This window comes from Actinoplanes sp. 13, assembly GCF_056134165.1.
Map to the genome: position 1 here is coordinate 60,748 of NZ_JBVYOQ010000022.1, position 12,907 is coordinate 73,654.

Genomic DNA, 12,907 nt, shown 5'->3' on the forward strand with positions numbered 1-12,907 from the left:
CGAGCACCGAGCAGGACCCGCCGCCGGTGCCATCGGCACGTTGAAGGAGACTGCGTTGACCGACCAGAGGATCAGCCCGCGCTTCGTATTTCTCAATCAGCGTCTGGAGACCACGCAAGTGGGACCGGACAGTTTCATCGACGCTTACCCGAGCGCTGAAAAGCCGCAATTCGAGGTGTCGAAAGCCGGAAGTACGGTTCGTGTCCAATTGACGGCGCAGGACGCCGGATATCAATCGGCGCTGGAATGGCCGTCCCCGGGTTCCGAGCCGGTCGAGATCGGTCCCGCCCTGCTCGACGTCCTCGAGGGGGCGGCTCAGAACGGGAGCAGCACGAAGACACGCGACTTGGCGGAACAGATCCGTGCGTTCCTGAACCGGACGGACCACTGAGCCGGGCGCCGCCGCCGGCGGGTCAGACGGTGGCGGCGCGCAGGGCGATGGAGATGCCGATGCAGTGGGCGGCGAAAGCGGCGATGGTCAGCGCGTGGAAAACCTCGTGGAACCCGAACCATCGCGGGTTCGGGTTGGGCCGTTTGAGGCCGTAGACGACGGCGCCGACCGTGTAGAGGGCGCCGCCGAGCACGAGGAACGTGACGACCGGCGCGCCGCCGGCCCGCCAGAATCCGGGTAGGTATAGCACGGCGACCCAGCCCAGCGCGATGTACACCGGCACGTACAGCCAGCGTGGGGCGCCGACCCACAGCACCCGGAAGGCGACGCCGGCCAGCGCGCCGGACCACACGATCCACAGCAGCGTCCGGGCTTGTCCCTCCGGCAGCAGGAGCACACAGAACGGCGTGTAGCTGCCGGCGATGATGAGGAAGATGTTGGCGTGGTCGAACCGCCGCAGCACCGCCCGGACGCGGTCGGCCCAGAGACCGCAGTGATACAGCGCGCTGATGCCGAACAGCAGCGCTGCCGACAGCGTGAAAAGGGCCAGAGCCAACCGGGTGCGGCTGTCGGGGGACAGCACGGTCAGCAGCCCTCCGGTGGCCACGGCGACGGGAAAGGTGGCGGCGTGCAGCCAGCCGCGAAGCCGCGGCTTGATCGCCGCGCTGAGGTGGTCCAGGCCGTGCTCGACCCGGTCCTCCAACTGATGCAGAGCGGCTTCCAGGCCGGCGTCCGCGCCGTCGCCGGTTTCTGCCCGCGAGGGGCCATCCATACTCACGGCACAGTGATACCCACCAGCGGACGGCAGACAACCCGCCGGCAGCGAGCATCGGTCCCGCGCGATGAGCCGCACGGTCACCCGAACAGCGCGCTGCCCCAGTGGTCGTCGGGTCCGGTGACTCCCGGCGGGCAGGCGAACAGCCCGCTGGAGACGTGCCGGAGGTATTCGTTCATCTCATCCCTCGCGGCGAGGCTGCGCTGGACCGGGATGAAGCCGGTGCGCGGGTCGCGCTGGTAGGCGATGAAGAACAGGCCGGCGTTGAGCCGGCCCAGCCCGTCGGAGCCGTCGACGAAGTTGTAGCCGCGGCGCAGCATGCGGGCGCCGTTGTTGGTGTCGGGGTGGGCGAGCCGGACGTGGGCGACCGGGGCGAGCAGCGGTTCGCCGTCGGCGCCGACCGAGGTGAAGTCGACGTCGTCGAACTCGTCCTGCCTGCCGAGCGGCGCGCCGGTGCCCTTGGTCCGCCCGACGATCATCTCCTGTTCGGTGAGCGAGGAACGGTCCCAGGTCTCGACGAGCATCCGGATCTTGCGGGTGACCAGGTAGGAGCCGCCGGTCATCCAGTCCGGGCCGTCGCCGGGCTGGACCCACAGGTGTTCGCGCAGCAGGTCGGTCTCTTCGGCCTTCAGATTGCGGGTGCCGTCCTTGAACCCGAACAGGTTGCGAGGGGTGGCCTGCCCGGTGGAGGTGGACGACGTGCGCCCGAAGCCCAGCTGGGACCAGCGGACGCTGACCGCGCCCATGCCGATGCGGGCGAGGTTGCGGATCGCGTGCACGGCGATCTGCGGGTCGTTCGAGCAGGCCTGGATGCCGATGTCGCCGTCGCAGAGCGCCGGGTCGAGGGTGTCGCCGGTGAAGCGGGGGAGTGCGGCGAGTGCTTCGGGCTGCCGCGCGGCGAGTCCGAAACGGTCCCGGCCGTCGGCGTCGCGGAACAGGGTGGGGCCGAAACCGATGGTGAGGGTGAGCGCGGACGGCGGCAGGCCGAGGGCTTCGCCGGTGTCGTCCGGCGGGGCTTCCGGGATGCCGCCGACCGCGCCGATCTCGCCGGCGTCGTGGCCGGCGGTCATCCGGGCGGCGGCCGCGGTCCAGTCCTTGAGCAGGCGGATCAGCCGGTCGCGGTCCTTGGTGATGACGTCGAAGGCGACGAAGTGCAGGCGGTCCTGGGCGGGGGTGACGATGCCGGCCTGGTGCGCGCCGGTGAACGTCACCGCGCCGGTGATCGGGTCGGGTGCCTGCCCGGTGCCGGTGGTGAGGTGGCGGGTGGCTGCGGCGGTGCCGGCGATCCCGGCGACGCCCGCGCCGGCGAGAGCGAGGGCACGCCGCCGTGAGACCTGCGCCATGGTCGCTCCTCAGGCCTTCTCGGCGACCACGGCGGCCACCTGGCTGACCGGCTCGGCGAGCGCGTTGATCGCGTCGGACAGCTCCTTCAGGTCGGCCTGGGAGAGGTCGGTGTGCAGCTTCCAGCCGTCGCCGGACCGGTGCTTGCCGAGGGTGGCGTCGACGTTGGCGAACTCGGTGTCGAGGGTCTTGACCAGCTCCGGGGCGCGTTCCTCCAGGACCGGCCGCAGCGACGCGATCGCCGCCTTGGACCCGTCGATGTTGGCGTTGAAGTCCCACAGGTCGGTGTGCGAGTAGCGGTCCTCCTCGCCGGTGATCTTGCCGGCGGCGACCTCGTCGAGCAGGGCCTTCGCGCCGTTGGCCAGCTGCAGCGGGGACAGCTTCTCGGCGTTCGCCTTCTGCACGACCTCCTTGACGTCGGTCAGCAGCTGGTCGGCGATCGGGCCGGACTTCGCGACGTCGCCGTCCACCCACAGGTCCTTCTCGATGCGGTGGAAGCCGCCGAACTTCAGGCCCTCCTCGGTGACCTCCTCGCGGCCGTCGATCCGCGGGTCCAGGTCGCCGAAGATCTCCGCCACCGGCTCGATGCGCTCCCAGTAGGTGCGGGCGATCGGGAAGAGCGCCTTGGCCTTGGGGATGTCACCGCTCTTGACGGCGGTGACGAACTCGCCGGTCTTCTCCTCCAGGGCGGCGGTCTGCGACTTCACGTACCGCGAGTAGCTCTCGGTCGCGGCCAGCAGCGCGGCGTCGTCGGCCAGCGGCGCGGCGGATCCGGAGACGGTGAGCGCGCCGCGGATGCCCTTGCCGATCATGCCGGGCTTGCAGGCCGTCTCATAGGTGCCGGCGGGCAGTTCGACGTGCAGGTTGCGGGACAGGCCGGGGGCGATGTTCTCCACCTCGGCCATCACCCGGTCGCCGGGGGCGTAGACGTAGAACTCGGTGACCTTCTGCCCGCCGTTGGTGACGGCGAAGACGCTGGTCCCGGCGTTCACCGAGGTCGTGGCGACCTCGCAGCTGCTGTCGGTGGCCTTGACCGCGATCGGGCCGCCGGCGGCCTCGGTCGTCCCGGTGTCGCCGGAACCGCACGCGGCGAGTGACACGCCGAGCGACCCGGCGGTCACGAGGGCGAGCAGACGGGGGGAAGTGCGCACGGTTATCTCCTAGGACGGTGACGCGGAAACAGGGGCCGGCTTGCGCCCGGGCTGACGGAGGAAGAGGAGGAGCACGGGTACGGCGTACGCGACCCAGGCGACGACCTCGAGGACACTGGCCGTCGGCGTGACGTTGACCATGCCGGTGAGCAGGGCGGTGTACCAGGCGGATGGGTCGAGCACGGTGCTGACGTCGTACGCCAGAGTGTTGAGTCCCGGCAGGACGCCGGATTCCTGGAGGTCGTGCACGCCGTACTTGAGGATGCCGGCGGCGACCAGGATGAGCAGGACCCCGGTGACGGAGAAGAAGGCGGTCAGGTTGATCCGGACCGCGGTGGCGTACATCAGCACACCGATGACGACGGCCGTGAGGATGCCGCCGAGCAGGGCGTAGAGCGGGGCGCCGTCGACGTCGGCGCCCTGCACCGCGGAGTAGAAGATCAGCGAGGTCTCGAGTCCTTCGCGGACGACCGCGAGGAAGGCCATCACGGCCACCGCGATCGACCCGAGGGCGAGGGCGTCGGTCAGTCTGCCGCGCAGGTCACCGGCGATCGAACGAGCGGCCCGCCGCATCCAGAAGATCATCCAGGTGACGAAGACGACGGCCAGGATCGAGGTGATCGCCTCGAAGAGTTCGCGCTGGTCGTACTCGCGCAGCAGGGTGGTGGAGGTGTAGCTGAGGAGCGCGCCGAAGCCGACGGACAATGCGACGGCCGCGGCGACGCCGGCCCAGACCTGGGGGAGCCGGTCCCTGCGGTCGGCCTTGACGAGGAACGCGACGAGGATGCTGACCACCAGCGTGGCCTCCAGCCCTTCGCGCAGGCCGATGAGGTAGGTGGCGAGCATGGTCCTCGTTTCTTATGGTTGCCTTACCTTGCTTCTACAGACTGTAGATTAGGGATGCCTTGCCTAACTGTCCAGGGTCCCCACGGTGTGCGAGACTGCGGTTTTGCCGGGAAGGGGCGGCGGTGTTCGATCACTTCATCTGGTCGGTGGTGGTCTGCCCCGTCGTCGTGACGGTGGCGATCCGCTGGCTCGCCGACCGGCTGCGACCCGAGTGCGCCGCGATCCTTCTCGTCACCTCGCTGGTGGCAACCGCGGTCGCCTGCCTGGTCACCCTGCTCACGTTCGCGCTCAAGGCCTTCGCGGAGCTGCCGGTCCTCGGCACGCTGCTGCACATCTCCGACGCGTATGTGCGGGCCGACACCGCCCACGAGCCATGGGTGTCCTGGCTGTCGCTCGGCATGCTGCTCATCGGCGTGGCCGGCGCCGCCCGGGTGTGGCGCACCCATCGCCGGGACTGGGACTTCGCCCGCCGCTACACCGCGCTACCGACCGTCGACGGGCGGATCGTCGTCCTCGACGACGACCGCGCCGAAGCCTTCGCCGTCCCCGGCCCCGACGCCCGGATCGTGGTCACCACCGGGATGCGCGCCGCCCTCGACGACGCCCAGTACTCCGCGCTGCTCGCGCACGAACGGGCCCACCTGGACGGGCGCCACCATCGCCTGGTGCTGCTGACCCGGCTGTCGGTTGCCGTCCACCCGGTCTTCCGCCTGCTCGTGCGCCCGCTCGACTATCTGATCGAGCGTGCCGCGGACGAGCGTGCCGCGGCCGAACTCGCCGACCGGCGCGTGGTCGCCCACGCCATCGGCGCCGCGGCGCTGGTGTCGAACGGCGCCTACAGCGGTGGCAGCCTGCGTATGACGCCGTCGCCGCGAGACCTGCGCCGGGCCGGCGCGGTGCCGCGGCGGGTGGCTTCACTGATCGCGCCACGCCGCGCCCGCTCGCTGCTACCGCTGGTCGTTCCGGCCGCAGTCGCGGCGTTCTCGGTGGTGTGGACCGCCGAGTGCGTGTACGACCTGGGTGAGCTGCTCAACGCGGCCCAGGTGTAGGGCCCGTCGTCAGTCGTCGTCGCTGAGCAGCCGGCGCAGCAGCTCCTCGTCGCCCGGTTGCAGCCCCGCGACGAACCGGCGCAACACCGAGGCCCGGTCCGTGCCGGCGCCCAGCGCGGCACTCATCCGGTCGGCGGCCACCGCGGCCTCATCGGTGAGCGGCGCATACCGGAACGCGCGTCCGTCCCGGTAACGCGCCGCCATGCCCTTGTCGTACATCCGGGTCAGGATCGTCACCACGGTGCTGTACGACAGCGGAGACGTCAGCCGGTCGCGGACCGCCCGCGGGGTGAGTGGCTCGGCCGCGGCGACGAGAACGCGGAGCACCTCCGATTCGAGCGCACCAGCCGGCCGGCGCGCGATGTTCTCGTCTTCGGGCGGCACCCGGGCAGCATAACGATCGCCGCCACGGTGGCCGCAGGGATCTGTACAAGGGGGAGTGTCCCGCCCGCGCGCGTCGCGGCGGTGAACGACGTCCTTGTCGTGCTCTCGCCCGCGGCCGACACCCACCGGACGCCGGTCGCTCTGCAGGGTGGCCCGCCGGATCCGACACCGCGCAGCATTTCCGGCTGCGCCTGTGGCCCCGCCCGAGCCCTTCAGCACCACTGGTGGTGCGTTCGTGGCCGGGCTGGGCCGACTATTTCTGATCACGGCCGCAGTGACCTCCCGGGATACGCGAGGTGTCCCGGGAGGTCAGCCGCGTCAGCCGCCGGCGGGCAACTCGGCGCCGTTCCGGTCGTACGCGGTGAGGTCGGTCAGGTTCGCGGGTGTCTGTCCCTGCGCGAAGTCGAACCAGAAGATCTGCATCTTGTCCGCCTTGCCGAAGCCCGTCCACGCCGTCCGGTGCGCTTCGACGATCGTGCCGGTGGCGGTGTTGCGAGCGGTGATCCTGGCAGCGTCGCCGACGTAGTAGCCGAACGTGGGCGTGGTACGGCCGTCGAGCAGCCGCCCCGCCTCGACTGCATGGAAACCCGGCTTCATCCGGCCCGCGCCTTGGTCGCCGGCGACGATCTCGATGCGGAAGTCGTCGATGGTGACGGTCTTCGTGTGCCCGAGGACCAGCGTGAGAGTGTTGTCCAGATCGTCCGGGTCGGTCGTCTCGACATAGATGATCCATTGACGGCCACCGACCCGCTGACCGGTTTCGACGACCTTGCCGAGGATGCCGGGCGCCGACGAGTTGTCAGCCGACGGCATCGGCCCCGGTGAGCCTGCGGTGCCCGGTGACTGGCCGGCCGCCGGGATCCCGCCTGCCGGACGGCTCAGGTCCCCCAGCTGGCTGCCGCCGACAAGCAGAGCGGCCACCGTGAGCGCGGACGCGCCGCCGACAGCGAAGCTGCGACGACGGCGCATCCGGCCGCCGGCGGTCAGCACGTGCGCGATGTCCAGGGGAGCGGGTTCGAAGTCCGGCGGCGAGTGCATCGCGTCCTTCAGTTCGTCCAGCTGCGTCACAGTCGTACTCCTGCTTCCGTCTCCAGGCGCAACGGCGGCACGGAGCCGGCCGTGATGCGAAGTTTTGCCAGGGCTCGCGAGTTGAGGCTCTTCACGGTGCCCGCCGACAGATCGAGTTCGCGGGCCACCTCCGCCTCGCTCGCATCGAAGAAGTGCCGCAGCACGACCACCGCCCGCTCCCGGGGCGACAGCGATTGCAACGCGCTGATCAGCCAGCGCCGCCTCGACACGACGTCGGCGACATCCTGCGCGGCGGGCGGTTCCGGCATGGTCTCGGTCGCGTACTCCCGCATCGGGCGGCGCCACTGGTCGGTGACCAGATTGGTGAGCACCGCGCGGGCGTACGCGTAGGGATCCGTGCGCTGGACCCGGCCCCACGCGGCGTACACCCGGACCAGGGTCGCCTGGGCCGCCTCCTCCGCCTGATGCCGATCGCCGGTCAGCAGGTACGCCGCGCGTTGCAGACGCGCCGAGTTCGCCTGCGCGAACGCGACGAAGTCGTCGTCACCGCGTTTCATACGAAGCCTCTGTCCGTTTCATGAGCACCAAGACGAGCGAAGCCTCTGTTCGGTTGCGCTCCCCACGACGAATCTTGACGCGTCCGCGGGACCCGGGCGGGACTTTGGTCCTGAGTGAGCGGGCCCTAGCTCTCTGCCCAGACCGAATCGATGATCGCAAACTGCTCCAGGACGCCCGAACGGGGCGTGCAAGGGCGAAGGAGTGACTGTGATGGTGAACGTGATCCGACGGTGGGGAGTAGCGCTCGCTGTCGCGGGTGCTGTCCTGCTCCGGCCGGCGCCGGCCTCCGCGCATGAGAAGTGGTTCGTCCCGGAGCCGGGCTCGTTCCCCACGGACTGGTCCTTCGTGATCCGGCCGGTGACGCTCACGCTGATCCTGGCGGTCGTGGCCGTGACGGTGGTGTGGCGGCTCGTCGCGGTGCGGTTCCTGCCGGCGCCCGAGTTGCGCGTCCTGAGCCGGGTCGGTGATCTCGTCCCGTACGTCCCTCGGCTGCTCGGCATCCACCTCGGCGTGTCGTTGCTGGCCGCGGCTGTGTCCGGCCACTTCCTCACCCGCGACCTGGACGCCGGCACCGTCGGGGTGGGCCCGGTTCTGCTGCTCGTCGAAGGGGCGCTGGGCATCTGGTTCATCTCCGGTGTCCGGCTTCGGCCGGCTGCGATCCTGCTGGCGGTGACCGGTCCGCTGGCGCTGTTGATGACCGGGCCGGTCGGCTTGTTGTCGGCCATGGATCTGCTGGGCGTAGCAGTGTTCCTCGCGTTCGTGCCGCCGTCGGACACGGCGTTCGGGCGGGTCGAGCCGGACGCGGCGGCGTTGCGCCGGGGGCTGCTGGCCCTGCGGCTGGGCGCCGGTGGCGCGCTCATCACTCTGGCCTTCGCGGAGAAGCTCGCCAACCCGGCGCTCGCCCGGGAGACTGTGCGGCTGTTTCCGCAGCTCGACGTCTTTCACGCGGTGGGGATCCATCTCCCGGCGGACACGTTCGTCGCTGTCGCCGGCGCCACCGAGCTGCTGTTCGGCCTGCTCGTCATCTCGGGTGCGCTGCCGCAGGTGGCTGTGCTGGTCGCCGGTGTCCCGTTCAACGCGACGCTGCTGCTCTTCGGCCAGACTGAGTTGCTGGGCCACCTCCCGGTGTACGGCATCTTCCTCACCCTGCTCGTTTACGGCTCGAACCCGCGGACCGCGGAGTTGGTTCGCCGGCTTCCTCCGCTGCGCGTCTCCCCGGTCCGTTTCAGCCGGACAACACCCCTGGCGCGCGTGGGCGCCGGGCACGGATAGGCAAAACGATGCCGATCGGTGCGGCGTCGTGACGGATCACGCCGGGCGTGGTCCTCCGGCGCTCGTGCCGGCGCGGCGATACTCGTGGGCCTCGGCCAGGATGAGGTAGCTGCTCGCGGTCCACGTGTAGGCGCGGTCGCGAAGGCCGGCGCCGGTCTCGGCGTCGAAGTTCTCGGCGAAGCCCGACTTCTCACACAAGACCCGGAAGCGTTCGCTGATCGCGTCGGCGAGAACCTCGTGGCCGCCTCGGCGCAGGCCGTCCTCGATCAGGACGGTCGACGGCGCCCAGATCGGACCGCGCCAGTAGCCGTCCGGGTCGTAGTGCGGGGAGTCGACCGGTTCGGTGGCCAGGCCGTTGCCGGTGAGATGCGTACGCAGGTCGGCGGTGATCTTTTCGCGGATGTCCTCCGGCAGTCCGGAGCCGAGTGCGATGGGCATCAGGTCGAGCAGGCTGGTGCTGCTGACGGCCCCGCCGTCAGCCGGGCGGCGGGCGAGGAACCGGGTGCCGCTCCACAGCCGGCCGAGCATCGCGCTGTTGACAGCGTGCGCGGTGGTCTTCCAGTGCTCGGCGTCCCCGGTCTCGCCGAGTTCGGTGGCGAGACCGGCCAGTTCGGTCATCTGGATGACGAGGAACGCGGCGAGGTCGGCGGTCTGCAGTACGCGTCCGTTGTCGAACGTGGTGGCGTTGTCCCAGCCGCTGTCGTTGCCGTGCTGGTAGTAGGGCAGATCGTGGCCGGGCACCCGGCGCTGGTCGAGCCAGAAGCGCGTCCACCGGCTCATCCGGTCGTACGCCTCCAGCAGTTGATCGTGATGGAGCGGTTGCGGCAGCAGCCGCCGCAGGTGGCGGAACGCCCAGCCGTGGATGGGCGGTTTGACGAAGTTGTAGAGGACCTCGGAGTGGGTCACCGAGTCGGGTAGCGCGCCGGTCGGGTCCTGATGGTCGAAGGGCAGCATGAACTGGTGCCAGGCCAGCTCGGGATCGCCCGCGGCGAGAGCGATCGCGTTGAAGCAGTGATCCCAGCTCCACACCTTGTCCATCCAGTGCTTGGACATGAGCACGGCGGGGCGGGCCAGGAAGCCGCCGGGCGCCACAGTGGCCGACCACATGACGTAGGCGGCGAGTTCGGCGGCCGGCGTCGCCGGGCTGCGCCACGGTGCGACCGCGTCGACGAACGAGCCGAACGCCGTCCGGGCCTCCGCGGCGACCTGATCGAACGGGATGCCGGCGCGGAACGAGGGGCGCGCGGTCGCATATTCCTCGATGGCGATCTCCCACCCGGATTCCTGGGGCAGATCCAGGTGGCGGTCGCCGGCGCCGAGGAGTTCCACGCCGCGGGCGCTGACCGGCTCGCCGGTGAGAACGGTGATCCGGTAGCGGCGGCCGGTCCCGTAGGAGGTGAAGACGTGGGCGCCGTCGGCCGGGTCGCGGTAGAGGTAGATGCCGGCGAACGGGGTGAGGGCGTGGGCCGCCGCGGCGATCCGGAGGCCCAGGCCGGTGCCGCGCAACCGGATCGTGTCGGCGTTCTGGTAGACCAGCTCGATCGTGCCGCCCTCGTGCCGCCAGGACAGCATGGCCGGAGTGGCGACGACGGCCGGTTCGGCGCGAACGCCGCCGTGGCGGGCTTCGAAGCGCAGCACCGGGTGCATGCCGGTCTGGTGGGAAACCAGGTGCAGATCCTCCGCGTAGTTCTTCTCGGCGATCACCGAGGAGATGTCGAACCAGGAGCCGCGGTAGCTGAACGGGATCTCCCGGATCGCGAAGGGTGCAACGGTCATGGGTGGTGGTCCTGCTTTCTGCATGCCTGACCCTAGTCCCGCTCGATCCGGTACCGGGCCACCGCGAAGTCGTTGATCCGGTCGGGTTCCGAGCTCGCCCAGCCCGATGCGAGCAGCCGGCTGCCGGGCTGGTGGGTCAGCGCACGCAGGAAGGCGCCGGCGCCGATGCTCGTCGACAGCGCCGCTGGAAACGTCACGGTTCTCGCTCACCGGCTGTTCCGCGTCCTGGTCAGGTCGTGGGCTGCGCTCCCGAAGCGCTGACGAGCCGGCCCGCCGCGTCTACGGGCGCGCCTCCGCGCTGCGTCTTGCGACCGGTTCTCGGTGGCCGTTTGTGGCCAACCGCGCCGCATCAGCGACATATGTCCCTAACGTCGGGCGGGTTCGGTACATCGACAAGGAGGTCGGTCATGACTCGAAGAACGGCCGGATGGAAGCAGGCGGTCGTCGCGCTGGCGGCGACCTGCGGCATGGTCCTGGGGACGACCGCCGCGGCCGGCGCGGCACCCGGTGCGGGCACGTTCTCGGCGCAGGCGCGCAGCGTCGGGTTGTCCAGCGCCGAGGCCCGTGAGTTGCAGTCGGCGGTGACTGCCGAGATCGCACGGGCCGGCGGCACCCAGGTGGCGCTCAACCGGATCGAGCGGCCCGGCGCGACGGTGTTGCTCCCGCTGCCCGGCGAGATCTACGCCCGCAACCTGGACGCGCCGGCCAGCCGGACCGCTGCGGGCAGACTCATGGCGGAACCCTGTCCGCGTCTCAACTTCTGTCAGTACAGCAACATCAACTTCCAGGGCATGGTGGAACAGCGGTCCTCCTGCGCCGACTACCGCAACCGCCTGACGTACGACGGTTCGTGGAAGAACAACCAGTCCAAGAACACGGTCACATATATGCGGGACAAGGCCGGGGTGATCCGGTACGGCACTCCCGGCGCCCCTTCCGAGGACAACGTCGCACCGTGGAACTGGGTCGGCTCCATCAAAGTCTGCTGACCGGTGCCGCGCACGGGCCTCCCTGACCAGAGGTGGCCCCTGCGCGCGTGCGTTCCGGCTGTGGACCGCCGACGATCATCTGATCTCCGAGCCGGTCGCCGGAGCGCCGGTCAGCAGCTCGAGGACGCCGGTTATCTGCAGTGTCATGAGCGGGATGCCTTGGACGTTCATGAGGTGGAACGACATGCCGCGCCGGGTGGCTTCCTCATATGCGTTCACGAGTGCCCGGATGCCCGACGAGTCACAGAAGGCCAGGTTCTTCGCATCGATGATGAGAGTCCGGGGCTCCGTGGTCCGCAAGGCGGTGCTCACCTGCTCGGCCAGGTGAGGAGTGGTGGACATGTCCAGCTCGCCGGTGAGGCTGAGCCGGGCCACCCCATCGGCATGGTGAGAAGCGATCTTCACGGTTACTCCCTACCGGTGCCGGTCTGGGTGGCCACGTCCTCGAGGTCCGGATAGAGCAGCAGCTCTGCCCGGACGCGTTTGCCGCCTTGGTGTGGCTCGACGTGCCAATGCCGCGTCAGCGCATCAACCAGCATCAGCCCGCGGCCGCCGCGCCCGTCGGGCTCTCTGCGGCGCGGAACGACCGAGGACCCGTCGGCGACGCAGACCACGACCTGGCTGTCGTACGCCTCGATGCTGAAGACCACGGACCCCGCACCGTGCTGAACCGCGTTGGTCACCAGCTCGCTGACGACGACGGCGGCGCCCGAGGCCCAGTCCTCGTCGGTATAACCCCAGACAGCGAGGACGGCGGCGACCGCCTTGCGAGTGGTACGCGGTGACTCGCGACTGATCGGTACATCGAATTGTGCAGTCAGGGTGGTCATCGGCCGTCCGGTTGCTCAGCGATGGGCGATGGCGGCAACAGGCGCACCGAAGAGGCCGCACCGAGGGATGCGCCGGCGGCAGCGCGCTTCTGTGCCCAGTGCCTCATAGCGGTGGCCCTCGGTTCGGTGACTGATGCCTCTCAGGCTAAATCGACGCACTAATCGACGCAACCTGGGGGTGCGTCTTGCACACATCGTTGAGCTTCGTTGTTGCTGTAGGCCCCGGTGGGGGTAAGAACGCAGCGGCGTACGAGTCGCGCACGGTGCGGGCTCGAACGACTGCAAAGGAGCAGACATGACTACCGGAACCGTGAAGTGGTTCAACGCTGACAAGGGCTTCGGCTTCATCGCCCCGGACGACGGCGGCGCCGACGTCTTCGCCCATTTCTCTGCGATCGCATCCAGCGGTTTCCGCAGCCTCGAGGAGAACCAGAAGGTGGAGTTCGACATCACCCAGGGCCAGAAGGGCCCGCAGGCGGAGAACATCCGCCCCCTCTGATCCAGGGTCGGGTCGGC

The 12,907-nt window shown here is 69.8% G+C and carries 16 protein-coding genes; 5 read left to right on the forward strand and 11 right to left on the reverse strand.

The genetic code is table 11. The annotated features are described in order from the left end of the window. Positions 1-55: 55 nt before the first annotated feature. The gene (locus tag AC0NH5_RS31960) at positions 56-391 is read left to right on the forward strand and encodes a hypothetical protein (RefSeq protein ID WP_474410562.1); all 336 of its coding nucleotides are present in this window, start codon (positions 56-58) and stop codon (positions 389-391) included. Between the two features lie 22 nt (positions 392-413). Here the strand turns inward: AC0NH5_RS31960 and trhA are convergent, their stop codons facing one another. The 4 genes from trhA to efeU form a co-directional block, all read right to left on the reverse strand. Next, positions 414-1,163, reverse strand: a complete 750-nt coding sequence (trhA, locus tag AC0NH5_RS31965; protein WP_474410688.1) for a PAQR family membrane homeostasis protein TrhA — start codon at positions 1,161-1,163, stop codon at positions 414-416. Positions 1,164-1,246: 83 nt separating this feature from the next. Then, positions 1,247-2,509, reverse strand: coding sequence for an iron uptake transporter deferrochelatase/peroxidase subunit (efeB, locus tag AC0NH5_RS31970; RefSeq protein ID WP_474410564.1), 1,263 nt, complete (start codon positions 2,507-2,509; stop codon positions 1,247-1,249). Between the two features lie 9 nt (positions 2,510-2,518). Further along, positions 2,519-3,658: an iron uptake system protein EfeO gene (gene efeO, locus AC0NH5_RS31975; RefSeq protein WP_474410566.1), complete on the reverse strand. Its 1,140-nt coding sequence runs from the start codon at positions 3,656-3,658 to the stop codon at positions 2,519-2,521. Positions 3,659-3,667: 9 nt separating this feature from the next. After that, complete coding sequence (efeU, locus tag AC0NH5_RS31980) at positions 3,668-4,504, reverse strand: iron uptake transporter permease EfeU (protein ID WP_474410567.1); 837 nt, start codon at positions 4,502-4,504, stop codon at positions 3,668-3,670. A gap of 122 nt (positions 4,505-4,626) precedes the next feature. On the opposite strand from efeU, the gene AC0NH5_RS31985 reads away from it, so the two are divergent. Then, complete coding sequence (locus AC0NH5_RS31985; RefSeq protein ID WP_474410569.1) at positions 4,627-5,553, forward strand: M48 family metalloprotease; 927 nt, start codon at positions 4,627-4,629, stop codon at positions 5,551-5,553. 9 nt (positions 5,554-5,562) lie between these two features. Here the strand turns inward: AC0NH5_RS31985 and AC0NH5_RS31990 are convergent, their stop codons facing one another. The 3 genes from AC0NH5_RS31990 to AC0NH5_RS32000 all read right to left on the reverse strand — a co-directional run bounded on the left by AC0NH5_RS31990 (position 5,563) and on the right by AC0NH5_RS32000 (position 7,523). After that, positions 5,563-5,937 (reverse strand): BlaI/MecI/CopY family transcriptional regulator, encoded by a 375-nt coding sequence (locus tag AC0NH5_RS31990; RefSeq protein WP_474410571.1) that lies wholly within the window; start codon positions 5,935-5,937, stop codon positions 5,563-5,565. Positions 5,938-6,255: 318 nt separating this feature from the next. Then, on the reverse strand, positions 6,256-7,005 hold the full coding sequence (locus AC0NH5_RS31995) for a hypothetical protein (protein WP_474410573.1): 750 nt from the start codon (positions 7,003-7,005) through the stop codon (positions 6,256-6,258). Next, a complete protein-coding gene (locus AC0NH5_RS32000) occupies positions 7,002-7,523 on the reverse strand; it encodes a SigE family RNA polymerase sigma factor (RefSeq protein WP_474410575.1) in 522 nt (173 codons plus the stop codon). The genes AC0NH5_RS31995 and AC0NH5_RS32000 overlap by 4 nt, the downstream gene beginning before the upstream one ends. A 211-nt stretch (positions 7,524-7,734) precedes the next feature. On the opposite strand from AC0NH5_RS32000, the gene AC0NH5_RS32005 reads away from it, so the two are divergent. Further along, positions 7,735-8,796, forward strand: coding sequence for a hypothetical protein (locus AC0NH5_RS32005; protein WP_474410577.1), 1,062 nt, complete (start codon positions 7,735-7,737; stop codon positions 8,794-8,796). A gap of 36 nt (positions 8,797-8,832) precedes the next feature. On the opposite strand, the gene AC0NH5_RS32010 is transcribed toward AC0NH5_RS32005, so the two are convergent. After that, positions 8,833-10,572 (reverse strand): amylo-alpha-1,6-glucosidase, encoded by a 1,740-nt coding sequence (locus tag AC0NH5_RS32010; RefSeq protein ID WP_474410579.1) that lies wholly within the window; start codon positions 10,570-10,572, stop codon positions 8,833-8,835. Between the two features lie 32 nt (positions 10,573-10,604). After that, entirely contained in the window at positions 10,605-10,769 is a 165-nt protein-coding gene (locus AC0NH5_RS32015; RefSeq protein ID WP_474410580.1) for a hypothetical protein, read from the reverse strand. Positions 10,770-10,979: 210 nt separating this feature from the next. Here AC0NH5_RS32015 and AC0NH5_RS32020 point away from each other — a divergent pair, with 210 nt between their 5' ends. Next, positions 10,980-11,561, forward strand: a complete 582-nt coding sequence (locus tag AC0NH5_RS32020; RefSeq protein ID WP_474410582.1) for a hypothetical protein — start codon at positions 10,980-10,982, stop codon at positions 11,559-11,561. A 75-nt stretch (positions 11,562-11,636) separates the two neighbouring features. On the opposite strand, the gene AC0NH5_RS32025 is transcribed toward AC0NH5_RS32020, so the two are convergent. Both AC0NH5_RS32025 and AC0NH5_RS32030 read right to left on the reverse strand, forming a co-directional pair. Beyond that, the gene (locus AC0NH5_RS32025; protein WP_474410584.1) at positions 11,637-11,966 is read right to left on the reverse strand and encodes an STAS domain-containing protein; all 330 of its coding nucleotides are present in this window, start codon (positions 11,964-11,966) and stop codon (positions 11,637-11,639) included. A 2-nt stretch (positions 11,967-11,968) separates the two neighbouring features. Then, on the reverse strand, positions 11,969-12,391 hold the full coding sequence (locus tag AC0NH5_RS32030; protein WP_474410586.1) for an ATP-binding protein: 423 nt from the start codon (positions 12,389-12,391) through the stop codon (positions 11,969-11,971). Positions 12,392-12,686: 295 nt separating this feature from the next. Between AC0NH5_RS32030 and cspE the strand changes: the two genes are divergently transcribed. After that, positions 12,687-12,890 carry a transcription antiterminator/RNA stability regulator CspE gene (gene cspE, locus AC0NH5_RS32035; RefSeq protein ID WP_474410588.1) on the forward strand — a complete coding sequence of 68 codons (204 nt, stop codon included), beginning with the start codon at positions 12,687-12,689 and terminating at the stop codon, positions 12,888-12,890. Positions 12,891-12,907: the final 17 nt, after the last annotated feature.

Bases quoted from the DNA above. Each gene is read 5' to 3' on its own strand.
- cspE (WP_474410588.1), top strand. From the start codon at position 12,687: ATGACTACCGGAACCGTGAAGTGGTTCAACGCTGACAAGGGCTTCGGC.
- efeU (WP_474410567.1), bottom strand. From the start codon at position 4,504: ATGCTCGCCACCTACCTCATCGGCCTGCGCGAAGGGCTGGAGGCCACG.
- efeB (WP_474410564.1), bottom strand. From the start codon at position 2,509: ATGGCGCAGGTCTCACGGCGGCGTGCCCTCGCTCTCGCCGGCGCGGGC.
- AC0NH5_RS32010 (WP_474410579.1), bottom strand. From the start codon at position 10,572: ATGACCGTTGCACCCTTCGCGATCCGGGAGATCCCGTTCAGCTACCGC.
- AC0NH5_RS32000 (WP_474410575.1), bottom strand. From the start codon at position 7,523: ATGAAACGCGGTGACGACGACTTCGTCGCGTTCGCGCAGGCGAACTCG.
- trhA (WP_474410688.1), bottom strand. From the start codon at position 1,163: ATGGATGGCCCCTCGCGGGCAGAAACCGGCGACGGCGCGGACGCCGGC.
- AC0NH5_RS32030 (WP_474410586.1), bottom strand. From the start codon at position 12,391: ATGACCACCCTGACTGCACAATTCGATGTACCGATCAGTCGCGAGTCA.
- AC0NH5_RS32005 (WP_474410577.1), top strand. From the start codon at position 7,735: ATGGTGAACGTGATCCGACGGTGGGGAGTAGCGCTCGCTGTCGCGGGT.
- AC0NH5_RS32020 (WP_474410582.1), top strand. From the start codon at position 10,980: ATGACTCGAAGAACGGCCGGATGGAAGCAGGCGGTCGTCGCGCTGGCG.